At 67.9% G+C, this 24,182-nt stretch carries 18 protein-coding genes and 1 pseudogene; 11 read left to right on the forward strand and 8 right to left on the reverse strand.

Annotated features, from left to right (window positions below):
- The 4 genes from treY to glgA form a co-directional block, all read right to left on the reverse strand.
- The coding region (treY, locus tag QO207_RS29225) for a malto-oligosyltrehalose synthase (protein ID WP_301535741.1) at window positions 1–1,368 on the reverse strand (1,368 nt) is incomplete at its 3' end.
- Window positions 1,361–3,403, reverse strand: a complete 2,043-nt coding sequence (gene malQ / locus QO207_RS29230) for a 4-alpha-glucanotransferase (RefSeq protein WP_301535742.1) — start codon at window positions 3,401–3,403, stop codon at window positions 1,361–1,363. The genes malQ and treY, both read right to left, overlap by 8 nt.
- Window positions 3,403–5,175, reverse strand: coding sequence for a malto-oligosyltrehalose trehalohydrolase (gene treZ / locus QO207_RS29235; protein WP_301535743.1), 1,773 nt, complete (start codon window positions 5,173–5,175; stop codon window positions 3,403–3,405). The genes malQ and treZ overlap by 1 nt, the downstream gene beginning before the upstream one ends.
- On the reverse strand, window positions 5,172–6,698 hold the full coding sequence (glgA, locus tag QO207_RS29240) for a glycogen synthase GlgA (RefSeq protein ID WP_301535744.1): 1,527 nt from the start codon (window positions 6,696–6,698) through the stop codon (window positions 5,172–5,174). The genes treZ and glgA overlap by 4 nt, the downstream gene beginning before the upstream one ends.
- Before the next feature lie 546 nt (window positions 6,699–7,244).
- Here glgA and QO207_RS29245 point away from each other — a divergent pair.
- Window positions 7,245–7,700, forward strand: a complete 456-nt coding sequence (locus QO207_RS29245; protein ID WP_301535745.1) for a PA2169 family four-helix-bundle protein — start codon at window positions 7,245–7,247, stop codon at window positions 7,698–7,700.
- Between the two features lie 599 nt (window positions 7,701–8,299).
- Here QO207_RS29245 and QO207_RS29250 read toward each other — a convergent pair.
- Window positions 8,300–8,815, reverse strand: a complete 516-nt coding sequence (locus tag QO207_RS29250; protein WP_301535746.1) for a DUF4142 domain-containing protein — start codon at window positions 8,813–8,815, stop codon at window positions 8,300–8,302.
- 199 nt (window positions 8,816–9,014) lie between these two features.
- Between QO207_RS29250 and QO207_RS29255 the strand changes: the two are divergent.
- A pseudogene (locus tag QO207_RS29255) lies at window positions 9,015–10,964 on the forward strand (PAS domain S-box protein).
- Between the two features lie 66 nt (window positions 10,965–11,030).
- Window positions 11,031–11,240 (forward strand): hypothetical protein, encoded by a 210-nt coding sequence (locus QO207_RS29260; RefSeq protein ID WP_301535747.1) that lies wholly within the window; start codon window positions 11,031–11,033, stop codon window positions 11,238–11,240.
- Window positions 11,241–11,472: 232 nt separating this feature from the next.
- On the opposite strand, the gene QO207_RS29265 is transcribed toward QO207_RS29260, so the two are convergent.
- Window positions 11,473–11,817 carry a hypothetical protein gene (locus tag QO207_RS29265; protein ID WP_301535748.1) on the reverse strand — a complete coding sequence of 115 codons (345 nt, stop codon included), beginning with the start codon at window positions 11,815–11,817 and terminating at the stop codon, window positions 11,473–11,475.
- A gap of 285 nt (window positions 11,818–12,102) precedes the next feature.
- Here QO207_RS29265 and QO207_RS29270 point away from each other — a divergent pair, with 285 nt between their 5' ends.
- From QO207_RS29270 to QO207_RS29280, 3 genes are all read left to right on the forward strand, one after another.
- Window positions 12,103–13,650 carry an AMP-binding protein gene (locus tag QO207_RS29270; RefSeq protein WP_301535749.1) on the forward strand — a complete coding sequence of 516 codons (1,548 nt, stop codon included), beginning with the start codon at window positions 12,103–12,105 and terminating at the stop codon, window positions 13,648–13,650.
- 41 nt (window positions 13,651–13,691) lie between these two features.
- Window positions 13,692–14,873, forward strand: a complete 1,182-nt coding sequence (locus QO207_RS29275) for an acyl-CoA dehydrogenase family protein (protein ID WP_301535750.1) — start codon at window positions 13,692–13,694, stop codon at window positions 14,871–14,873.
- A gap of 139 nt (window positions 14,874–15,012) precedes the next feature.
- A complete protein-coding gene (locus QO207_RS29280; protein ID WP_301535762.1) occupies window positions 15,013–16,224 on the forward strand; it encodes an MFS transporter in 1,212 nt (403 codons plus the stop codon).
- A gap of 21 nt (window positions 16,225–16,245) precedes the next feature.
- Here the strand turns inward: QO207_RS29280 and QO207_RS29285 are convergent, their stop codons facing one another.
- A complete protein-coding gene (locus tag QO207_RS29285) occupies window positions 16,246–17,193 on the reverse strand; it encodes a LysR family transcriptional regulator (protein ID WP_301535751.1) in 948 nt (315 codons plus the stop codon).
- Between the two features lie 294 nt (window positions 17,194–17,487).
- On the opposite strand from QO207_RS29285, the gene QO207_RS29290 reads away from it, so the two are divergent.
- Genes QO207_RS29290 through QO207_RS29310 form a run of 5 tightly spaced genes read left to right on the forward strand, consistent with a single transcriptional unit; the run spans window position 17,488 to window position 22,312 of the window.
- A complete protein-coding gene (locus tag QO207_RS29290; RefSeq protein ID WP_301535752.1) occupies window positions 17,488–19,338 on the forward strand; it encodes a DUF1302 domain-containing protein in 1,851 nt (616 codons plus the stop codon).
- 44 nt (window positions 19,339–19,382) lie between these two features.
- The gene (locus QO207_RS29295) at window positions 19,383–20,717 is read left to right on the forward strand and encodes a DUF1329 domain-containing protein (RefSeq protein WP_301535763.1); all 1,335 of its coding nucleotides are present in this window, start codon (window positions 19,383–19,385) and stop codon (window positions 20,715–20,717) included.
- A gap of 13 nt (window positions 20,718–20,730) precedes the next feature.
- A complete protein-coding gene (locus QO207_RS29300; protein WP_301535753.1) occupies window positions 20,731–21,096 on the forward strand; it encodes a YidH family protein in 366 nt (121 codons plus the stop codon).
- Entirely contained in the window at window positions 21,093–21,413 is a 321-nt protein-coding gene (locus tag QO207_RS29305; RefSeq protein ID WP_301535754.1) for a DUF202 domain-containing protein, read from the forward strand. The genes QO207_RS29300 and QO207_RS29305 overlap by 4 nt, the downstream gene beginning before the upstream one ends.
- Window positions 21,414–21,415: 2 nt before the next feature.
- Complete coding sequence (locus tag QO207_RS29310; RefSeq protein ID WP_301535755.1) at window positions 21,416–22,312, forward strand: LysR family transcriptional regulator; 897 nt, start codon at window positions 21,416–21,418, stop codon at window positions 22,310–22,312.
- On the opposite strand, the gene QO207_RS29315 is transcribed toward QO207_RS29310, so the two are convergent.
- Window positions 22,309–23,880: a sensor domain-containing diguanylate cyclase gene (locus QO207_RS29315; protein ID WP_301535756.1), complete on the reverse strand. Its 1,572-nt coding sequence runs from the start codon at window positions 23,878–23,880 to the stop codon at window positions 22,309–22,311. The two genes, QO207_RS29310 and QO207_RS29315, sit on opposite strands and share 4 nt — an antisense overlap.
- Between the last annotated feature and the right edge of the window lie 302 nt (window positions 23,881–24,182).

A 24,182-nucleotide genomic window follows, 5' to 3' on the forward strand; every position in this document is an offset into this window, starting at 1 on the left:
CGCATCGGTGTAGGTGCGGTACACCGGGAAGGCCGCCAGCAGCTGGAACAGCGCCCGGCGGATCGAGCCCAGCGGGATGTCGCGGCTGGCCAGCTCGAAGCGCGCGATGTGCCAGAGCTGCAGTGCCAGGCCTTCCACGTCGCCGGCGAACAGCGAGGTCAGCACGTGTTCGCGGGCCTGGCGCACCTCCTCGGCGAAGCTGTCCTGGCGGCCGCTGATTTCCAGCCACAGGTGGCGCAGCACCGGTTCGCCGGCCGGGTCATGCAGCAGCTGCGACACCTGATTCATGAAGTCGTAGCCGGTGCTGCCCTCGACCTTCCAGTCCGCCGGCAGGCGTTCCCCCGGCGCGAGGATCTTCTCCACGTAGACCGGTGCGCCGCGGGTGGTGCGCCACAGCCGCCGGCAATAGCCGCGCGGGTCGGCCAGACCGTCGACATGGTCGATGCGCAGGCCGTCGATCAGCCCCTCGCGCATCAGGTGCAGCAGGTAGGCGTGGCTGGCCTCGAAGACGTCCGGGTGCTCGGCGCGCAGACCGACCAGCTCGTTGATGTCGAAGAAGCGCCGCCAGTTGATGTCGTCCGCCGCCACCCGCCAGTTGGCCAGGCGGTAATGCTGCTGCTCGATCAACCGGTGCAGGCTGTGCCAGTCGACGCGGTAGGAGGCCAGCAGGGTTTCCAGGCGCCCCGCATCGCTCAGAGGCACCGCAGCTTCCTGGCACAGCGCCTGGGCCAGGTGGCGTGCCAGCGGGTGGTGATGCAGTTCGACGAAGCGCGGCGTCAGGGCCAGCAGCTCGGGGCAATCGGTGTGGCAGAGGATCATCCCGTAGCTCGACGGGCACACCGGGAAGCGCTGCTCGCCGTAGCGCAGCAGGAAGCGCGCGCTGGCGCTGTCGTAGTCCAGGCGGATGCGCCCGGAGGTGACCTCGTCGATGTAGTCCTCGCCCAGGCAGGGCAGCAGCACCTGCTGGTCGAGCAGCGGGTCGTCGCTGTGCCAGCGGATATCGAAGAAGTGTGCGTAGGGGCTGTCCAGGCCCCATTCCAGCACGTCCTGCCACCAGGGATTGGCGTCGCCGATGCGCATGTGATTGGCCACGGTATCGACGATCAGGCCCATGCCGTTCTGCCGCAGGCCGGCCACCAGCCGGCGCAGCGCCGGCTCGCCGCCCAGCTCGTCGCTGATGCGGGTCGGGTCCACCGAGTCGTAGCCGTGCATCGACCCCGGTTGCGCGGCGAGTAGCGGCGAGGCGTAGAGGTGACTGATGCCGAGACGGGAGAAGTAGTCCAACCAGGGCAGGGCGTCGTCCAGGGTGAACTCGCGGTTGAACTGCAGGCGCAAGGTGGCGCGCAGAGTGGTGCGTGTCTCAGTCATGCGGCGACCCTCCCTCGCGGGCGCGGCGCAGACGTTCCAGGCGCGCCTGCACCCGCGGGTCGTCGAGCATCTGCGCGGCATTGACTGCGAAGCGCCGCCGCCAGTTCGGATGGCGGTCGCCCGGCCCCGGCAGGTTCGGCTGTTCGACGCAGGCCAGGGCGTCTTCCAGCGGCAGCAGCACCAGCGGCGCGGGAGTGGCGCCGAGGAACTCGATGGCGCCATCGAGCAGCGGGTCGGGCTGGATGCCTTGCTGGAGCAGCGCCCGGCGCAGGGCGAAGGTCTCGTGCTGACGGGTGTTGCGCTCCTCCGCCGCGGACTCGCGACTGCGCTGGCCGAGCTGCTCGCGCCAGTCGATGTCCTGGCCTTTCTGCCAGCCCTCCAGGGTCGACAGGTCATGGGTGGTGCTGGTGGCCAGGGCGTTGTCCGGCCAGTAGGCAGGGGCGATGAAGCGGCCGTGCTGCTGCTCGAACAGCAGCACGCGCATGCCGAGGATGCCGCGTTCGGCCAGCGCCTCGCGCAGCCCCAGCGGCACGGTACCGAGGTCCTCGCCGATGATGATGGCGTTGGCCCGCTCGGCTTCCAGGCAGATCAGCCGCAGCAAGTCCTGGATCGGGTAGTCGAGGTAGGCGCCATCCTGGGCCTCGGCGCCTGCGGGGATCACCCAGAGCCRGCGCAGGCCGAGGATATGGTCGATGCGCAGCCCGCCGACATAGCGCAGGTTGGCCCGCAGCATCTCGATGAAGGCGCGGAAGCCATGGCGGCGCAGACCGTCGGGGGAGAAGGCGCAGATGCCCCAGTTCTGCCCGGAGCGGTTGAGGATATCCGGCGGGCAGCCGACGCTGACGCCGGTGAGCAGTTCGTCCTGGCGCATCCAGGCCTGGCTGCCGGACGGCTCGGCGCCCACCGCCAGGTCGGCGATCAGGCCGATGCCCATGCCGGCCGCCCTGGCGTCCTGCTGGACCTGCTGCAGGCCACGGGCGATCAGCCACTGACCGAACGCCTGCTGGCTGATCGCGCGCTCCTCGTCGACCATGAAATGCCCCAGTTCGGCGCTGCCGGCGTTGCGGTAGGCCTCCGGCCAGAAGCGCCAGTCCAGCCCTTCGCCGGCCTCGGCGCGGCGCAGTTGCAGGATCTGGAAGCAGCAGTGCTGCAGCAGCTCGGCGCCACCCAGGTTGCGGAAGGCGAGGAAGTCCTCGTGTAGTGGGCTGTCTTCACGCTGGACCTGCTCATAAAGCTGCGCCAGCAGCCGATCCCGCACGTGGGCGACGCCCAGCCAGTCGATCAGCGGCAGCGCCTGCAGGCGCTCCAGCTCGGCTTCCAGGCCGCTCGCGGCCAGTGCCTGGCGCACCGGCTCATCGCCCAGCACCAGGCCGGGCGCGGCATAGAGCTCGTTGAACAGCAGGCGGCTGGAGGGCGAGTAGGGGCTGTAGATGTCCCGCGAGGCGGGGAACATGGCATGCAGCGGGCTGATGGCGATGGCGTCCGCGCCTTGCGCGGCGGCCGCGCGCACCAATTGGGCGAGGGCGGCAATATCGCCGGCGCCGCCATCCTGCTCGCGGCGCAGGGAATACAGCTGGGCGGACAGGCCCCAGACCCGCTGGCGCCCGGCACAGTATTGCGTCACCGACGGGCAGCGCGGCGGCGCCACGGCAAGGATGAGTTCATGCTGGCCCAGGTGCAGCGGGTAGTAGCCGCTGTGTTCCACGGCGGGAATCTGCCCCTGATCGTCCACCCGGCCTTCGCTGTGGCCGCTGTCGTCCTCGTTGAACAGCTTGTAGCGGGTGCCCGGTTGCACCGGCACGCTGACCGGTCGGCCACGGTCGGCCGTGAGCAGCGGCGGTACCTCGGCGCGGCGCTGCTCCAGTACTTCCAGACTTTGGCGAATCTGCTCCGGGCTCTGCGCCGGGAAGCCGAGCGCTTCCAGCACGTTTCGCTGCACCTCGCTGGTGAGTCGCTGCGGGCGGTTGTCGGCGTCCATCCAGTCGATGGCCAGTCCCGCCTCGCTGGCCAGGCGTTCCAGCTGTGCATCGCTCATCAGGAGGTCTCCAGGCTGACTACCGCGGCGCTGGCGCCGAGCCAGCCATGGCGGTAGTGCGCGGCGTTCTGGCCGCAGCTGAGCAGCACCTGGGCGCTTTCACCCGGTGGTTCGATGGCGATGTCCTCGGCGCCGAGGTTGAGGTCGATGCGCCACAGGCTGCCGTCGCCGAGGCGCCAGCGCGCGCTGAGCGCTCGTTCGCCCAGGGGCTGGGCATCCAGCGCGCGGCTGCCGGGCAAGTGTGGGGTCAGCCAGTGCTGGCGCAGTTCCAGCAGGTTCCGGTAGTGCTCGCGCCAGGCCGGGTCAGCCTGCTCTGGGCGTGGCCGGGAAGCGACGAAGGTCTGGTAGTCGTTGGGGTCGGGAATCCAGGCGGCGGCTCCCGGTGTGGAGAACTTGCTGAAGTTCCTGAACTCGTCGCGACGGCCTTCGGTGACGGCGCGGGCCAGCTCGCCCTGGTAATCGGTGAAGAACAGGAAGGGCTGGCGCTCGCCCCATTCCTCGCCCATGAACAGCATCGGCACCATGGGCGCCAGCAGCACCAGGGCGGAGGCTGCGCGCAGGCGCTCGGTCGGCGCCAGGGTGGTCAGGCGCTCGCCAAGGGCGCGGTTGCCGACCTGGTCGTGGTTCTGCAGGAAGCTGACGAAGGCCTGCGGGCTCAAGTGGCCGCTGGGCTCGCCACGGGCGATGCCGCGGTAATCGGTCTCGCCCTGGAAGGCGAAGCCCTCGCGCAGGCAACGGCACAGCCGCTCGATGGGGCGCACGGCGAAGTCGGCGTAATAGCCTTCGTCCTCGCCGGTGAGCAGCACGTGCAGACAGTGATGCAGGTCGTCGTTCCACTGGGCCGCGAAGCCGGGGTCATTGGAGCCTGGTTCGCTCTGCAGCAGGCTGGCTTCGTTGTTCTCGTTTTCCAGGATCAGGTGCAACTCGCGGCCTTCGGCGGCCTGGCGGGTGCGCTGGGCGAGTTCGAGGAGGAAGTCGCGGTCGGCAATCGCATGCACGGCGTCGATGCGCAGGCCGTCGACGCGGTATTCGCGCACCCACATCTGCGCATTGCCGATGAAGAACTCACGCACTGCCGGCTCGCGGAAGTCGATGGCCGGGCCCCACGGGGTCTGCCGGTCGGCGCGGAAAAATCGGCTGGCGTAGCGCCCAAGATAATTGCCCTGCGGGCCGAAGTGGTTGTAGACCACATCGATGAACACCATCAGCCCCAGCCCGTGGGCCTTGTCGATCAGCCTGCGCAGGGTGTCGGGGTCGCCGTAGGCGCAGGACGGCGCGTAGGGCAGCACGCCGTCATAGCCCCAGTTGCGCCGGCCGGGGAAGGCGTTCAGCGGCATCAGCTCGATGGCCGTGATGCCGAGGGCGGCCAGCTCCTCCAGGCGGCCCTGGAGCGCCGAGAAACCGTCGAACAGCCCGGCGTGGACTTCGTAGATCACCGCCTCGTGCCAGGGCCGGCCGCGCCAGTGCGGGTACAGCCAGCGGTAGGCGCCGGGGTCGACCACCCGGCTTTCGCCTTCGACGCCGCCGGCCTGGTCACGGGAGGCCGGGTCCGCCACCAGCAGGTCGTGATCGATACGGTAGCGGTAGGTCTGCCCGACTATGGCCGCGACTTCGGCGCTGAACCAGCCATCCTCGCCAGCCTGCAGCTCATGGCGCTTGCCGCCGCCCAGTTCCACCTCCACCCGCTGGGCGTCCGGCGCCCACAGCGCGAAGCGCACCTTGCCGCCAGGCAACACCCGTGCGCCATGTTGCGCTGCGTTGGCCAGGGTCATCGGAGTGCCTGCGCGGGCACCCGTTGCAGCAGGCGCTGGTAGAGGGCGGTGTAGGGGCGCACGGCTTCGTCCCACGGCAGCGGCGATTCCATGGCCTTGCAGCGCATGGCGTGCAGCAGTTCCGGGTAGCGGTAGATGTTCAGCGCGCGACGTACGGCGTCGAAGTAGCTGGCCGGTGTCTCGTCGCGGAACAGCAGGCCGGTGACGCCATCGATGATGGTGTCGGCCAGCCCGCCGGTGTGCCGGGCGATGGGCAGCGAGCCGAAGCGCTGGGCGTACATCTGGCTGAGGCCGCAGGGCTCGTAGCGCGAGGGCATCAGCAGGAAGTCGCTGGCGGCGTAGATGCGCCGCGCGGTGGTCTCGTCGAAGCCGACCTGCACGCCGACCCGGCCCGGGTAGCGCTCGGCCAGCTCGCGCATGGCTTGCTCCAGCTCTGGCTCGCCGCACCCAATAGAGACCAGCCGGCCGCCGGCGGCGACCATCTCGTCGGCAATCGCCAGGGTCAGGTCGATGCCTTTCTGCTGCACCAGCCGCGACACCACGGCGAACAGCGGGCCACGCCCCGGTAGCAGGCCGAACTGCTTCTCCACGTACTCGGCATTGCGGCGCTTGCCGGCCAGGCGCGCGGAGTCGAAGCCTTCGATCAGGTGCGGGTCGCTCTGCGGGTCCCAGCCGGCGTCGATGCCGTGGGTGATGCCGCTGAGCTGGCCACGGTCGCGGCGCTGCGACAGCACGCCGTGCATGCCGCAACCCAGCTCCGCGCCGGTGATCTCGCGGGCGTAGGTTTCGCTGACCGTGGTGATGTGGCTGGCATGGCTGATGCCGGCCTTGAGGAAGGACAGCTTGCCGTAGAACTCCATGCTTTCCGGCAGGCCGGCGGTCTCCGGCAGGCCCAGCTCGGCGCAGCAGCCCAGGGGGCAGGCGCCCTGGTAGCCGAGGTTGTGGATGGTCAGCACGCTGGGCGTGGCCTGCCCGCGCCAGGCCATGTAGGCCGGGGCCAGGGCCGTCGGCCAGTCGTTGACGTGGAGCAGGTCCGGGGTCCAGCCCAGTTCGCGCATGCCGGCGGCGATGTCGGCGGCGGCCAGGCTGAGGCGGGCGAAGCGGATGTGGTTGTCGGCCCACTCGTGGCCGTTCTGGTCGACGTAGGGCGTGCCGGGGCGGTCGTACAGCTCGGGGCAGATCACCGCATACACCAGCAGCCCGTCGGCCAGCTTCAGCTCGCCGATGTCGCAGGCCGGCAGCGCCGCGCGGCCGGGCAGGCGGCCGACGATGCGAATGGCCGCGGCGCCCTTGAGCACCTGCGGGTAGCCGGGGATCAGCACGCGGATGTCGTGGTCAGCCAGCAGTGCGCGGGGCAGGGCGGAGGACACGTCGCCCAGGCCGCCAGCCTTGACGAAGTCGCTGAACTCGGAGGAGACGAAGAGAATCCGTCGCCGCTGCGGCGACGCACCATCGGCCGATGGGATCGGGGTGAGATTGACTGTGGCTTCTTCCAGGCGCACATCGGCCAGCTGGTTGCGCATTGCTCGTTCCTCGCTTGTCTGTGTGGTGAGGGGCTGGCGCTTCCTGCCGGCCCGCTGGGTGTTCTCCGTGGTTCCTTGCTGTTCGTGGTTCGTGTCGCTGTCTTGCGGGGGACTGATCCTGCGCAGACGAAGTTTCCAATTTCTGTCGAGCTGCAAGGCTGTGCCGGCGGGCCTCGTTGCGCGCACTGACGAGCAGGCGGCATCCCTTGAGGGAGTCGCGCGTTTTGCTGGTCATTCAGGCAGGGGCAAGAGGCGCCGCCGAGGGAAAGTCCCGGTCGACATCCCGTACTGCAAGCAGGGTCCGTACCACTCCGCGCCCTGGTGGCAAGTGACTGAACAGTCGGGAAAAGTCTTCGCGGCCGTGGCGATGTGCGACCAGCAAAGTGCACGATGGGACGTCGTACCGGTTGCAAAATGCCTTGCCGCCTCGCTTGCGCTTGGTCTTCGCCATGAGGGACCGCTGGTCAATGCGATCGATCGTCGTGGCGTCGAGGTGGTCAGCCGGATAAGGACGCCTTGGCGCGTCGACACCCGGAGGTACCCAGGATGAGCAGTGACAGCGACAACGCGATGGTCACCGTCCTCAACGACCTGATCGAAACCTGCCACGACGGCGAGAAGGGCTTCCGCACCTGCGCGGAGAGCGTCCGTACGCCGCAACTCAAATCCCTGTTCCAGCGCCGCGCCGGCGAATGCGGCACGGCCACGCAGCAGCTGGAACGCATGGTTATTCGTCTCGGCGGCCGCCCGGAACGCGGCACCAGCGTCGGCGCCGACCTGCACCGCCGCTGGATAAACCTGCGCACCTGGGTCGGCGGCAACAACGACGACGCGGTGCTGCATGAATGCGAACGCGGCGAAGACGTCGCCCAGCAGCACTACGAGGACGCGCTGAAACAGGCGCTGCCGATGGATATCCGCGAGGTGGTGGAACGGCAATATGCGGGGGTGATCCGCAACCAGGACCAGATTCGCCTGTTGCGGGAGCGGATGAGCGCTTGAGGTCGCGTAGGGGTGTTGTTGCAACCCGTGGTCCCGGAGTACGCCGCGGGGGATTCGCGGACAAGGTCCGCTCCTACCGAGGGAGTTCGGAGTGATGCGGTTCGCGAGCAAGCTCGCTCCTACGAAAAGCGCTCCGGAGTGGGGCTGGGCTGTAGGAGCGAGCTTGCTCGCGAACAGTGCGCAGGGCGCATAACGAGTTGGCGTTATTCGCCGCCCAGGTATCGGTTCTGGCTCTGGCTCTGGCTCTGGCTCTGGCTCTGGCTCTGGATTTTGGGGGCTTCCGGTGGAATATCCGCACGCTCCGGAGTGCCCCTTTCAGGAGGCCGAAGGTGATCGGAGTTTCAGGGGTTGAGCGACATGGATGTCGCGAGAGCGTTGTCGGGCCAGGGATGGCCCGTCAACGCGGGCCCCTGAAACTCCGAGGAACCGAGGGCACTTTTCGCGAAGCGAAAAGCCGGATGTAGGGGCAAGACTTTTGCCTACTTTGCGTCGTTTGGCAAAGTAGGTCGCCCGAGGGGGCGAAACACGAAGCTCGCGCGCACGCCGATGCGGCGCAGGAAGGCCCAACCCAAAGCATCAGCACGCACGCTCCAACACCATCACTTCTCCGGATGCGCCTTCACCATCTCCTGCGCCATCTCCAGATGCTGCTGCAGCACCGGCAAGGTCTGCTGGGCAAACGCCTTGATTTCGGTATCCGCCGAATTGTTCGCCGCATCGGTAAACAGCTTCACCGCATCCTCGTGGGCACTCACCTGGTTGCTCGCGTAGGCCGCATCGAAGGACTCGTCCCGCACATCGAGCACCTTGGCCTTGGCCTGGTCGACCATCCCCGGCTCGTCGGCCATCTCCAGCTTCTGTTTCTGCGCAATGGCCTTGAGTTCGGCATTGGCCTTGGTGTGGTCGTCAATAATGTGCTGGGCAAAGGTCTTCACATCGTTCGCCTGGCTCTTCTTCAGGGCCAGCTTGGCCGCGTCGATCTCCGCCATGCCGGCGGCGGAAGCGGCGCTGACGAAGTTCTGCGCCTGGGCATTCGGGTCGGCGGCCAGCAGCGGGCCGGCGAACAGCAGCGCGACCGAGACGGCCGCGCCGCGAAGCAGGGTTGTGCCTTTCATGGGCTTTTTCATAGGGGGGCTCCCGTTCCGTAACAGAGGCCTCGCCGGGCGAGGCATGCTCGGTTGACGGGCAGGGCCGGCCGGGGTTCAGAGTTTCCGCCGCCGGCCGCGAGGGCAGGGACTACGCCGTCTGGCGGCACATTGGGTAGGATAGGCGCGCCTATGCTTTGCTCAATGAGCCAAGGGAGCACAGACTTTCATGCCCGATACCATCGCCAGCACCGCCCAGCTCGTGGAGGATGCCCGTTACCGCCTGCTGGTCGAGGCGGTGACCGACTACGCCATCTACATGCTTGACCCCGATGGCCGCGTCAGCAGCTGGAGCTCCGGCGCGCAGCGCCTGAAGGGCTATGCCGCCGACGAAATTCTCGGCCAGCATTTCTCCCGCTTCTAGACCCCCGCCGACCGCGAGGCCGGGCTGCCCGAGCATGCCCTGGGCGAGGCGGCGCGGGTCGGCCGCTACGAGAGCGAAGGCTGGCGCCTGCACCGTGACGGCAGTTCGTTCTGGGCCCACGTGGTGATCGATGCCATCCGCGATGTCTCCGGCGCGCTGCTGGGTTTCGCCAAGATCACCCGCGACCGCACCGAGCAGCACGAGACCGAACAGGCCCTGCGGCGCAGCGAGCAGCACTTCCGCCTGCTGGTCAATGGCGTCACCGACTACGCGCTGTACATGCTCGACCCCGAAGGCAACGTCACCAGCTGGAACCCCGGCGCCGAGCGGATCAAGGGTTACTGCCCGGAAGAGATCATCGGCCGCCGCTTCGACTGCTTCTACGGCGAGGACGACCGCCAGGCCGGCATCCCCCAGCGCAGCCTGGACACCGCCCTGGCCGAAGGGCGCTATGAGGAAGAACGCCAGCAGATGCGCAAGGACGGCTCGCGCTTCTGGGCCAACATCGTCATCGACCCGGTGTTCGACGAAAGCGGCAAGCTGCTGGGTTTCGCCAAGATCACCCGCGACATCACCGACAAGCGCCGCGCCCAGGAAGAGCTGGAGCGCGCCCGTGACGAGCTGATCCAGTCGCAGAAGATGGAATCCCTCGGCCAGCTCACCGGCGGCGTCGCCCACGACTTCAACAACCTGCTGACGGTGATTCTCGGCGGCCTGCAGTTGCTCGAACGGCAGCTGCCGCGCGACAACGAGAAGGTCCAGACCATCTGGCGCAACGCCCTGGAAGCGACCCGTCGCGGCGCCCAGCTGACCCAGCGGATGCTGGCCTTCGCCCGCAAGCAGCGGCTGTTCCCGCAGCCGATCCAGCTGCCGGTGTTGCTGCGGGACATGAGCGAGCTGCTGGTCAGCTCCCTGGGGCCGACCATCAGCCTGGAAACGCGCTTCCCCCTGCAGCTGGATTGCGTGATGAGCGACCAGAATCAGCTGGAGCTGGCGATCATCAATCTCGCCACCAACGCCCGCGACGCTATGCCCAGCGGCGGCAGCATCACCTTCTCGGCTCGCCACGAGCTGGTGGATGCCGAGCAGGGCGGCAAGCTGGCGCCGGGCAACTACGTCTGCCTGGCAGTCACCGACTCCGGCCAGGGCATGGACGAAGAAACCCTGCGCCGCGCCGCCGAACCCTTCTTCACCACCAAGGCCACCGGCAAGGGCACCGGGCTGGGGCTGTCCATCGTCCACGGGCTGGCCCAGCAGCAGGGCGGCGCGCTGCAGTTGCGCAGCTCGCCGGGGCTGGGCACCACGGTGGAAATCTGGCTGCCGGCAGTGAAGGCCAAGCCCGAGCCGGAAGCGCCCGCATACGCCCCGCAGGACACGGCGCAAGTCGAACCGAACGGGCCACTGGGGCTGCGCGTACTGGTAGTGGACGACGATGCGCTGGTACTGGCCGGCACCAGCGCACTGCTGGCGGACCTGGGCTGCCAGGTCGCCCGCAGCGACTCGGCGCGGGCGGCCTTGCTGCTGCTGGAACAGTCCACTTACGACCTGATGATCACCGACTTCGCCATGCCGGACATGGACGGCATGCTGCTGATCGAGCAGGTGCGCCAGTCGCACCCGGCGCTGACCTGCGTCCTCACCACCGGCTACGCCGGGCGCCTGGACAGCCTGGCCGACTCGCTGCTGCGATTGCCCAAGCCGTTCGACCGCGACCAGTTGCTGGCGCTGCTGCTGCAGGTGAAGCACGCCGGGTAGAAAAACCGAACCTCCGCGGGCGTGGCGCAGCCCAATGGTGACTGCCATTGCCGCGGAGGATTCGCCATGTATGCCCATCCCCATGTGCCGTTCCCTACCCAGACGCCGGCGTTGCTCCATGCACAGCGTCCTGAACCCATGGAGCCGCCACCGGACCGCGAAAGCCAGATTCCCGAGGACTTCCCCGAGGAAGTGCCGATGCAGCAGCCTCCGGAGGAGCCGACTCCGGCGCCGGAACAGCGCGCTTTCCGCTTCTTGACCGGAACCTCCGCGTAAAGCGTTCGCGAGCAAGCTCGCTCCTACAGGTCGGACATCGGTGCTCTTCGTAGGAGCGAGCTTGCTCGCGAACCGCACGGCACCGACCGTAGGGCGCATAACGCGCCAGCGTTATCCGCCGCCGTGGTAGTCGGCGGATAACCTGTTCCGGGTTATACGCCCTACGTGCCGGGGGGGCGGTTTTGGGGGGGAAGGCGCGCACACCGGGCCTCGGGCCGGCATGCGCGCGGGGTCAGCGTCGCAGGCGCAGCCCTTCGGCGGTTTCCATCTCGATCAGCGATCCGGGGTCTTCGTTACCCGGATCGTTGATGCCGGGTTCATTGGCGTTCGGCTCGGCCAGGGCAGGGTCCAGGCTGCCCTGGGGCATCAGTCCTTCGCTGCGGTCGCGGCGGTCGAGCAGCGGCAGCAGTTCGGCGTGGAACTCCTGCTGCTGCACCTCCGAGAGCGCGGCAAAGCCGTGGTTGAGGATGTAGCGGGCGAGGATTTCCTGGCGGCTGTCGGCCTCCAGCACGCCGTCGTCGAGCAGGCGGCGCAGGCCCTCCGAGCGTTCAAGGTCGCGGTGTTCGTTGCTGCCCATCGTTCGTACCTCCCAAGTCTGTCCAGCTAGAGCGGTTAAGCGTGAGCGGCTCGCTATGAGCACTGGCAGTAGGCGACGTCTTGCGCGCCGCCTTATCGAGAGACCGATGCCGGGACCGGCTGTTCGGTGCCCAGGGACGAACGGTCACTCTCTGTGCGGATGCAGTGTCTGGGCAGACGCAGYCATCGCATTCCGGCATGGCCGGCATCGACCTATGGTATTGGCCGGGCGCGGCGCGTGGCTCTTAGCATCTCGGACGTCTTCCCCCGACAACGAGAACAACAAGTGGACCTGGGTAAAATCCTGCGCCGTAGCGCGCTTTACTGGCCTGACCGCGAAGCCGTGGTCGATTCCCGCCAGCGCATCACCTTCGCCGACCTCGAACGCCGCACCAACCGCCTGGCCTCCGGCCTGCTGGCGCTGGGGCTGGAGCAGGGCGCCCACGTGGCGATCCTGGCGCTCAACCGCGTCGAGCTGGTGGAGGCGGAAGTCGCCCTCTACAAGAACGCCATGGTCAAGGTGCCGATCAATGCGCGCCTGGCTCCCGATGAAGTGCTCAGCGTGCTGAAGGATTCGCGCAGCCAGGCGGTGATCGCCGATGCCGCCTTTGCCGCGCTGATCGACGAACGCCGCGCCGCGCTGCCGGACCTGAAGCTGGTGATCCCGCTGGCCGACGAGGGCGCCGACGTACCCTACGAGCTGGTGCTGGAACGTGGCAGCGATGCCCCGATCAGCTGCGACCCGGCGGACGACGCCCTGGCCGTGCTGCACTACACCTCGGGCAGTTCCGGCGTGCTCAAGGCCGCCATGCTCAGCGTCGGCAACCGCAAGGCGCTGGTACGCAAGAGCATCGCCAGCCCCACCGGCCGCTCCGGCCCGGGCGATGTGATGGCCCATGTCGGCCCGATCACCCACGCCAGCGGCATGCAGATCATGCCGTTGCTCGCCGCCGGCGCCTGCAACCTGCTGGTGGAGCGCTACGACGACCGCCTGCTGCTGGAGACCATCCAGCGCGAGCGTGTCACCCGGTTGTTCCTGGTGCCGGCGATGATCAACCGCCTGGTGAACTTCCCCGGCGTGGAAACCTACGACCTGAGCAGCCTGCGCCTGGTGATGTACGGCGCCGCGCCCATGGCTCCGGCGCTGGTGCGCCGGGCGATGCAGGTGTTCGGGCCGATCCTTGCCCAGGGTTATGGCGCCGGCGAGACCTGCTCGCTGGTCACCGTGCTCACCGAACAGGACCACATTGCCGCGCTGGACGATCCGAAACGCCTGGCCTCCTGCGGGCGCTGCTACTTCGACACCGACCTGCGGGTGGTCAACGAGGACTTCGAGGATGTGCAGGCCGGCGAGATCGGCGAGATCGTCGTGCGCGGGCCGGACATCATGCAGGGCTACTGGCAGGCGCCGGAGCTGACCGCCGAGGTCATGCGCGACGGCTACTACCTSACCGGCGACCTCGCCACGGTGGACGAGCACGGCTACGTGTTCATCGTCGACCGCAAGAAGGAAATGATCATTTCCGGTGGCTTCAACATCTACCCGACCGAGGTGGAGCAGGTGCTCTACAGCCTGCCGGAAATCTTCGAGGCGGCGGTGGTCGGCGTGCCCGATGAACAGTGGGGCGAGGCGATCAAGGCGGTGGTGGTGCTCAAGCCCGGCATGCAGCTGGACGAGGCGCGGATCATCGAGCTGTGCGCCGCGCAACTGGCCGGCTTCAAGAAGCCGCGCAGCGTGGACTTCGTCCGCGAGCTGCCGAAGAACCCCAACGGCAAGGTGGTGCGCCGCCTGGTGCGCGAACCCTACTGGCAGAACCAGGATCGGCGGATCTGAGGAACATGACCATGCAAGCGAACCCTACGCAAACGAAGCACATGCAAGCGAACTATCCCGGCATTCAGCCCAGCGCCAAGGCCCAGGCGATCATCGAGGACCTGCGCGGCTTCCTGCGCGAAGAACTGCTGCCGCTGGAGCAGCGCGAGGGCATCCGCTTCGGCGAGAAGCACCCGCGCGAGCTGCTGCGCAACCTGTGGCAGCGTTCCTGCGAGCGCGGCTTCTACAACATCATGCTGCCCGAAGAACTGGGTGGCGCCGGCCTGGGCATCGCCGACCTGTGCGCGGTGAAGGAAGCCGCCGCCAGCAGTGGCGCGGTGCTGGCCGCCCACGTGCTGGGCGAGCTGAGCGGCCCGCCGCGGGTCGGCCACCTGTTCCGCGTGGCCAGCGAGGAGCAGATCGAGCACTTCCTGCGCCCGGTGTGTCGCGCCGAGAAGGCCGTGTGCTTCGCCCTGACCGAGGCCGAGGCTGGCTCCGACGCCACGGCGATCAAGACCAGCGCACGCCTGGAAGGCGACCACTACGTGCTGGACGGCGCCAAGCGCTACATCTCCGGCGCGCCCTACGCGGACTTCGCCGTGCTGCTGGCGGTGACCGGGCCGGGCAAGGGCGCGGAAGGCATCTCGGCGTTCTTCGTCGACCTGTCGGCGCCGGGCGCCCAGGTGGTTTCCGACTACCAGGCGATGTCCGGCCCCGGCACCCACGGCGACATCATTCTCGAAGGGGTGAAGGTGCCGGTGGCGCATCGCATCGGCGAGGAGGGCAAGGGCTTCAAGCTGGCCATGGGGCGCATCACCCTCAATCGCCTGCTGCACTGCGCGACCATGCTCGGCATGGCCGACCTGGCGCTGAGCCTGTCGGTGGATTACGCCCGTACGCGGGTGCAGTTCGGCCGGCCGATCGGTATGTTCCAGGCGGTCAGCCACATGATTGCCGACATGGCCACCGAGCTGTATGCGGCGCGCAGCATGATGTACGCCACCGCAGCCAGCTATGACGCGGGCGGCGACATCCGCACCCAGTCGTCGATGTGCAAGGTCTTCAGCTCGGAAACCGCCTTCCGCATCGCCGACCGCGCGGTACAGGTGCACGGCGGCGCCGGGTTGATCAACGGCCATCCGGTGGAGTGGTTGTTCCGCGCGACCCGTATGATGCGCATCCTCACCGGGACCAGCGAAATCCAGCGCAACACCATCGCCAAGGGCATCCTGATGCCCGATTGACCGGCAGCTGGCGCAAACGCAGCACCCGACAAGAACAAGAGAGCCAAGCGACATGCAAGATTTCAATGCCTCAGGGCATGCTCAAAAGCACGCCTACCAGCCGCGCCAGGCCTGGACGGTCGCCTTCCTGCTGGCGGCGATGATGCTGGTGAACTTCCTCGACAAGGTGGTCACCGGCCTGGTGGCGGTGCCGATGATGAAGGAGTTGAACCTGACCCCGGCCGAGTTCGGCCTGGTCGGCGGCAGCCTGCACTGGCTGTTCTCCGTCTCCGCGGTGGTCGGCGGCTTCCTCGCCAACCGCCGCTCCACCCGCTGGATGCTGCTGGGTATGGGCGCCTTCTGGGCGCTGGTGCAGTTGCCGATGCTCTATGCCACTTCGCTATGGACGCTGGTGGCCTGCCGGGTGCTGCTCGGCGTGGGCGAGGGGCCGGCGTCGCCGGTCGCCACCCATGCGCTGTACAAGTGGTTCCCCGATGAGCGCCGCAGCCTGCCMRTGGCGCTGCTGCACTCGGGCAGCGCCATGGGCCTGCTGATCGCCGGGCTGATGATCCCGTGGATCAGCAGTCACTACGGCTGGCGCAGCAACTTCGCCATCCTGGCGATCCTCGGTGCGCTGTGGTGTGCGGCCTGGTTCTGCTTCGGCCAGGAGGGCCGGCTGGGCGAGGTTCGCCAGGGCCAGCCGGGCGACGAGCGCCTGCCGTACCGCCGCCTGCTGGGCGACAGCACGGTGCTGGCCAACTACTTCTGCCACTTCGCCGCCAACTGGTCGCTGGCGCTGACCCTGACCTGGGTGCCGGCCTACCTGGAAAACGGCCTGGGCCTGAGCGGGATGAACGCCGGGCGGCTGTTCGGCCTGTTCGTGCTGGTGACCATGCCGCTCAGCCTGTTCATGGCCTGGCTGTCGCAACGCATGCTGCGTTCCGGGGTGTCGTCGCGGGTGGCGCGAGGCGTGTTCGTCTCGGCCTGCCTGATGGCCAGCGGCATGCTGTCCATCAGCCTGCTGGCGGACATGCCGGTAGCCCTGCGCATGACCTACATGACCCTGAGCGGCGGCCTGGCGCTGGTGATGTACTCGGTGGGCCCGGCGATGCTGGCGGAAGTCACGCCCACTGCCCAGCGCGGCAGCATCCTCGCCATCGGCAATGCCTTCTCCTCGCTGGCGGGGCTCAGCGCGCCCATCGTCACCGGCTTCCTGGTGCAGCGCTCCGGCGGCCTGGATGGTGTCGGCTACGCCCACGGCTTCGCGGTCAGCGGCGTATTGCTGGTGGTGGCGGGGCTGGTGGGGCTGGCCTGGCTGCGCCCGCAGCGCTCGCGGGCCCAGCTGTCCGGTGATCTGGCGACGGCCAGCTGATCGGGGCTGTTGAGAAATCGGTCAATCGACGAGATTGACCGCTGGGAAAGGCGAGCGCTCGATCAGCTCGCCTTTCCACGTTCCGTTGCGCACCGATTCCACCAGCAGCTCGCGCATCAGGTCGTGCACGCAGGACGCCGCGAAACTCAGCGGCTTGTGCGCCGAGTGGGCGATGGACACGGTGCGCTCGATCTGCGGCTCGACGATGCGCCGCGCCATGGATTGCGAGCCCACCTCGATGGGCGGCCAGTTGCTGATGCTTGCCGCCAGCCCGCTGGCCACCAGGCCGGTGATGCCGTAGGCGGACTGCTGCTCGTACTTCACGTTCAACTCCAGCCCTGCAGCCATGGCCGCCTGCTCGATGCGCCGGCGCAGGTGCATGCCCCGCGGCGGCATCACCAGCGGCAGGCTGAGCGCCTCGGCCAGGGTGATGGTGTCGCCTGCGCTGACCGTCGGGATGCGCCCGACCCAGTAGAGCTGCTCGACGAAGATCGGCTCGGCGATCACGCCTTCCAGCTCCTCGGCATTGGGCACGATGCCGAAATCCACCTTGCCCAGTTCGATGGCTTCGCCACCTTCCTTGCTCAGGCCGTCGCGCACCACCAGGTCGATGCCGGGGAAGCGCTCCTGCACGCGCTGGATGATCGCCGGCAGCAGCAGGGCGGAAGTGGTCACCGGGATCGCCAGGGACACCCGGCCACGCGGGTCGCCGCGGCTGGAAACCAGCTCGTCCTTCACCGAATCGATCTTCTGCACCACCGAGCGCGCCACTTCGTAGAGGCGCCGGCCGGCGTCGGTGAGGTCCACGCCGTCGTGCTGGCGCAGCAGCAGCTGCACCTCCAGCTCGCTCTCCAGCATGCCGATCTGCCGGCTCAGCGCCGGCTGGGCGATATAGGCCTTGCGGGCGGCGGCGGAGAAGCTGCCGGCCTCGGCGATGGCGATCAGGTAACGCAACTGCTTGAGGGTCATGGTCGTGCCTTTCCGGCCATGCCGGTTTGTTATGGGGCCCATCTGAAGACGATATTTGTTCGCGCTTCGGCGGCTATTTAGTATCGATTCATCAACGCAGATCAAGGGTCGGTAACGATAAGCCAACAATCCGCAAAGTGTTCCGCAAGTTCATTCGGAGAATAATTCTTCGATAAAAAATATCCAGACAATTCAATAGCCTGAACTCGAAACCTCACGTGACCTCATGTGCTTTCGAGGTGGGCCTTGTATTGCCTGAAGATCGCTCGAACAAGAATAAAGAGGATAAGAGTGATGACGTCGAAAGTTCGCATCATGGTGCGCGGCTCATGGCTATTGGTCGCAACTTGCACCTGCCATTCCGCCTGGGGTTACAACTTCGAGATCGGGGAAATCCAGGGTCAGCTCGACTCTGCGCTGTCGCTGGGCGCCAGCATGTCCACCCACAACCCGGAGCAACGCCTGATGCGCAGCGCCTCGGGCGATGACGGCCGGCGCAACTACAAGGCCGGCGACGTGTTCTCGAAGATCTTCAAGGGCCGCCACGACCTGGAGCTGAAATACGGCGACAGCGGCGTGTTCCTGCGCGGCAGCTACTGGTACGACTACGCCCTGCGCGACGAGAGCCAGCGCTTCAAGGACGTCGAGGACGCCGGGCGCAAGAATGCCAACAAGTCCGCCGGCTTCGAGCTGCTCGACGCCTTCGTCTACCACAACTTCCAGATCGCCGATGAGCCGGGCTCGGTGCGCCTGGGCAAGCAGGTGGTGAACTGGGGCGAGAGCACCTTCATCCAGGGCGGGCTGAACGTGATCAACCCGACCAACCTGTCGGCCATCCGCCGTCCGGGTTCGGAGGTGAAGGACTCGCTGGTGCCGGTGAACCTGTTCTACGTGACGCAGAACCTCAGCGAGAACCTCTCCGCCGACTTCTTCTACCAGCTGGACTGGGAACAGACCAACCTGGACAACTGCGGCACCTTCTTCTCCGGCAACGACTACATCCCCGAAGGCTGCTCCGGCCTCGACGTCGGCAAGAACCTGCAGGGCAACGCCGCCGCCGTGCGTGCGCTGTCGCCGTTCGGCGTCGACCTGACCAGCGAGGGCATCCGCCTGCACCGCGCCGCCGACCAGGATGCGCGCAACAGCGGCCAGTGGGGCCTGTCGCTGCACTGGTTCGTGCCGGCCCTGGACACCGAGTTCGGCGCCTACGCCGCCAACTACCACAGCCGCCTGCCGTACACCGGCTCGGTGAGCAGCCCGTACCTGACCAACACCAGTTTCGTCCCGCAGCTGTGCGGCAATCTCGGCCTCTCCGGCGCGGCCTGTAACGGCCTGATGAGCAGCAGCGCTGGCAAGACCCTGACCGACGCGCTGCGCATGGGCACTTCCAGCTATTTCGTCGAGTACCCGGAAGACATCCGCCTGTACGGCCTGACCTTTGCCACCACGCTGTCGAGCGGCACCGCACTGCAGGGCGAGCTCAGCTACCGGCCGAACCTGCCGCTGCAGTTCAACGGGCCGGACCTGATCCAGTCCGGCCTCGGTGATCCGTCGCGCACGCCCTTGTACAACAGCGGCGTGGTGGCCTACGCCGACAGCAACGCCACCGACGGCTACCGGCGCAAGGAAGTGACCCAGGCGCAGATGACCGCCACTCAGACCATCAGCCAGGTCATGGGCGCCGACCAGCTCGTGCTGGTGGGCGAACTGGGCGCCAACTTCGTCGGCGGCCTGGAAGGCAACGGCGGCCCGCGCTACGGGCGCAACAGCACCTTCGGCTCGGGCGAACTGGCCAACAACGCGGTGTGCATCGCCAACTCGGCCACCCCGGAGAACTGCAACAACGACGGTTTCGTCACCTCGTTCTCCTGGGGCTACCGCGCACGGGCGATCTGGAGCTACGCCAACGCCATCGCCGGTATCGACCTCAAGCCCGGCATTTCCTGGTCCCACGACGTCAAGGGCTACGCCCCGGCGGAGGTCTCCGGCTTCAACGAGGGCTCCAAGGCGGTCGGCGTCTCGCTGGATGCGGACTTCAACAGCACCTACACCGCCGGCATTTCCTACACCAACTATTTCGATGGCGACTACGGCACTCGCGGCGACCGCGACTTCGTCTCGCTGTCGGTCGGCATCAACTTCTAAGCGGAGCCTGCCCCTTGAAACGCATCTACTGCCTGTTTTCCGCCATCCTCCTGGCCCACGGCCCCGTCCTCCTGGCCCAGGCCGCCGTGCCGGCCGGGGAGGCCGCCAAGCTGCAAGACAGCCTGACTCCGATGGGCGCCGAGCGCGCCGCCAGCGCCGACGGCAAGATTCCTGCCTGGCAGGGTGGGCTGTCCGGCGACGGCCTGAAGATCCAGGGCAACGGCACGCCAGCCGACCCGTACGCGGGCGATCAGCCGCTGTTCACCATCGATTCGAGCAACTACCAGCAGTACCAGGCCAACCTCACGGCGGGCCAGATCGCGCTGCTCAAGCGCTACCCCGGCCAGTACAAGCTGCCGGTCTATTCGAGCCACCGCAGCGTGGGCGTCTCCGACCAGGTGAAGGGCTGGGTGGCGCGCAACGCCACGGACGCCAAGCTGGTCAACGAAGGCAACGGCATCGAGGGCTTTACCGGCGCGGTGGCCTTCCCGATCCCCCGGGACGGCCTGGAAGCGATCTGGAACCACATCACCCGCTACCGCGGCGGCAGCCTGCTGTCGGTCAACGACAGCGCGGCGCCACAGACCGGCGGCGACTACGTGATCACCACCACCGAGCAGCGCTTCACCATGGCCGACCAGGTGAGCAATTTCGAGCCGGGCAAGGTCGACAACATGCTCTTCTACTACAGCCACCGGATTACCGCCCCGTCGCGCCAGGTGGGGGAGGTGGTGCTGGTCCACGAGACCCTGGATCAGGTGAAGCAACCGCGCATGTCCTGGGTCTACAGCTCCGGCCAGCGCCGCGTGCGCCGCGCTCCGGACAACGCCTACGACGCCGCGGGACCGACCACCGCCGGCCTGCGCACCGCTGACAGCCGCGACATGTACAACGGCGCGCCGGACCGCTACGACTGGAAGCTGGTCGGCAAGAAGGAGCTGTACATCCCCTACAACAGCTACCGCCTGGCCTCGCCGAGCCTGAAGTACGCGGACTTCCTCAAGCCCGGCGTGATCGACGCCGCGCCGACCCGCTACGAGCTGCACCGCGTCTGGGAAGTGGAAGCGACGCTGAAGCCCGGCGCCCGGCACATCTACTCCAAGCGCCGCTTCTACCTCGACGAGGACAGCTGGACAGTGGTGGAGAACGACCAGTACGACAGCCGTGGCGAGCTCTGGCGGATCGGCGAGAACCACACCTTCTACCGCCCCGACGCCCAGGTGCTGCTGTCCGCCGCGCAGGTGTTCTATGACCTGCAGGCAGGCCGCTACATCGCCTCGAACATGAGCAACCAGCAGCCGCGCGGCTATGACTTCGGCTTCCGCGCCACCACCTCGGACTACTCGCCCGGCGCCCTGCGTGGGTTGGGCATCCGCTGATGGACTCGTGCTCATGAGCCGAGGCCGCAGCCGCCTGGCCGACCGCCTGCTGGGCGGCGGCCAGGAGCCGGACCCGCGTTTCACCCTGGCCAACGAGCGCACCTTCCTGGCCTGGATTCGCACCTCCATGGCGCTGCTGGCCGGCGCCATCGCGGTGGACGCGTTTGCCGATCCCGCCTTGTCGAGCGCCGCGCGAACCTTTCTCGCCCTGGTGCTGGCCGGCCTCGGCCTGCTCACCGCCGGGGCGGCCGGGTTGCGCTGGCTGGGCGTGGAGCGTGCGCTGCGCCAGGGGCGGCCCTTGCCGGTGCCGCTGCTGGTGCCGGTCCTGGCGCTGGCCTGCGTGGTGCTGGCGGCCGGGCTGATCGGCTACCAACGATGAGCCGTGATAACGGCTTGCAGGCCGAGCGCACCAGCCTGGCCTGGACGCGAACCCTGCTGGTGCTGCTGGTGCTGGCGGCGCTGGTGCTGCGGCGGATCGGCGAGCTGTCCGCGCTGGCACTGCTACCGGCGACACTGCTGGTGGGCTGCGCGCTGGCCTGCCTGGCCGGGCAGGGCGGCCATTATCGGCGCAGCTGCCAGGCGCTGGCCGGTGCTCGGCAAGGCGGCAACGGCCGCGCCGTGGCCTGCCTGAGCCTGGCGCTGATGCTCACCGCAGGCTTGCTGCTCAGCCTGATACTGTGGCACGACGAAACCTGACCATGCACGACCTGTACGACCTCGACCTGAACCTGCTCTCGGTGTTCGACGCCATCTACCAGCAGCGCAGCATCACCCGCGCCGGGCGCCTGATGGGGCTCAGCCAGCCGGCGATGAGCAATGCGCTGAGCCGCCTGCGTCGGCATTGTGGTGACCCACTGTTCATCAAGAGCCACCTGGGCGTCACACCCACCGCCGCCGGGCACCGGCTGGCCGACCACGTGCGCCTGGCCTTCGAGAGCCTGCGCGAAGGCTGGCGCCAGCTGCCGGGACGTGAACCGGCGACGCCGGAGCTGCGGGTCAGCTGCGTGGACTGCCTCCAGCCACTGTTCCTCGACACAGCCTTGGTCCGTCTCGGCGATGACTGGCGGGTGACCTTCTACCAGCCGCAACGCCGCGCAGCCTTCGACGAGTTGCGCGAAGGGCGCCTGGACATCCTGCTGGACATCGAGCAGGTGGTGCCCTTCGGCTACGGTATCGAGCGCATCACGGTGCCGGCGGACTGCTACGTCTTCGCACACGGCGCAGCGCTGGAAACACCGCCGCAGTCGCTCGCCGAATACCTGAAACAGCCGCAGGTGCAGGTTTCCGCCCGGCGCGGCGGCTTGTGCCCGGTGGACCTGCAACTGGGCTTGCGTGGGCTGCGGCGCAACATCGCCTTGCGGGTACAAAGCGCCCTGGCTGCGCGGCTGATGCTCGACCGGCATGCGCTCGGGGTGACGCTGCCGGCGCGCATGGCGCGGCTGCTTGGCCTGAGCAGCCAGCCATTGCCGCTGGAGGAAGCGGTGGCCTTTCCGGCGGCGATCTATTTCGCTCCCGGCCTGGGCGATGGCGGGCGGGTTGCCGGGCTTGCGCGGGCGCTGGCGGCCCGGCTGGTGGCGCTCGACGCAGCGCTCTAGGCGGTTTCGCTGCTGACCACGCGGTTGCGGCCGCTCTGCTTGGCGCGATACAGACGCGCGTCGGCCAGCTTGAGCACGGCGTCGGCGGTCAGCGCCCAGGCGCCGAGGTTGGCGACACCAATGGACAGGGTCACCAGCCCCACCACGGGGATCTGCGTGGCCGCCACCGTCTCGCGGATGCGCTCGGCAATGCCGGCGGCGGTCTCCAGGCTGGTGCCGGGCAGCAGCAGGACGAACTCCTCGCCGCCAGCGCGGCAGGCCAGGTCGCCGGCGCGGGAGGAGTCGCGCAGCACCGCGGATACCCGGCGCAGCGCCTCGTCGCCGGCATCGTGGCCGAAGTTGTCATTGACCCGCTTGAAGTGGTCGATGTCCACCGCCAGCACCGAATAGGCCTGGCCGGAACTCTCCAGCGCCTCCAGGGCGACGCCCAGCGCGCGGCGGTTGGCCAGGCCGGTGAGCGGGTCGCTTTGCGCCTCCTGGCTCAGGCGGCCGAGCTTCTGCTGCATCAGCCCGACACCGGTGAGCAGCGCGGTGCGGATCGCCGCCGCCTCGCGGTACCAGGTGCGGATGCCCTGCAGTTCGCGCGGTGTTTCCGGGTTCGACAGCTGCTCCGCGCTCAACGCCAGTTGCCGCAGCGGCCGGGTGATCAGCAGGGTGCCGGCCCAGATCGCCAGCACGCCCAGCAGGCTGGCGGGGATCAGGCCGAGGAACATGTCCTTCATCAGCAGGTTCAGCGGCGACAGGCTGAGGTCGCGTGGCTGCTGGGCAACCACCGCCCAGTTGGCGTCGGGCACCTGGGCGTAGCCGGCGAGCATCTGCACGCCCTTGTAGTTGACCACCTCCATGGAGCCGCTTTCGCCGCGCAGCGCGGCATCCACCGTGCTGCTGTGGCCGAGCAGTTCGCCGATGCGCTTGCGGTCGGGGTGGTGCAGTAGGCGGCGGTTGGCATCGGCGACGAAGGCGAAGGTGCCTTCCTCCTGGAAGTGGCTGCCGATGAGGTTGTGCAGCACGCCGGGCTTGAGGATGTACACCGAGCCGCCGACCAGCCCCAGGTACTCGCCGCTGGGGCTGGTGATCGGCTGGGAGATGAGCACCACCAGGTTGCCGGCGATGGACTCGTAGGCCTGGCTGACCTTCGGCTGCTTCAGCCGCAGGGCTTCCTGCACGCTCTCCGAGCGCAGCGTGGTGCCGACGATCTGCAGCGAATCGGGGTAGGCCTGCAGCACCTTGCCGCTGGCGTCGACGATGATGATGGAGTTGAAGACGGTGTCCTGGGCCTGCAGGCGCATGGCCTCGGCGTGCAGCACCGGCGCTTCGTGAAAGTGATTGGCGAGTATCCCGGAGCTGTAGGCCAGGTTGCGCCGCGCGGAGCCGAGGAACTCGCTGATGCTCGATGCCACCTTGGCGGCGTAGGCGCGGTTGGCTTCCAGGGTGGTGTGGATCAATGCGCTGCGCTGCACGTTGTAGGCCACCACCAGACTGTTGCCCAGGGTGGCCAGCGCGGCGAGCAGCACGAAGGCCAGGATCAGCACCCTCAGCGTCAGCGGCTTGCGGCTCCAGCGCTTCATGGCCGCGCCTGCGTGGGTGGAAAAGCGAGAGGGTGGAGTGTCAGCGATTGATCCATCGAACGGCCGGCTCTGTGATGAAGGGTGCAGCCTACCCGCCGATCCTCGACGGTGCGAGGTTGAGGATAGGCAGGGTTGCGGCCCTCGTCACATTAGCGGCCACGATCCTAACCCTCACCGTCGTTCCCGTCTGGCCCCTTTGTAGGATGGTGTGGAGCGCAGCGATACCCATGCTGCTGGTGCGCGGAAGATGGGGATCGCTGCGCTCCACACCATCCTACGTTGGCGCACTCCTTTAACCTGGC

Source organism: Pseudomonas sp. CAN1, assembly GCF_030462585.1.
GTDB lineage: Bacteria > Pseudomonadota > Gammaproteobacteria > Pseudomonadales > Pseudomonadaceae > Pseudomonas.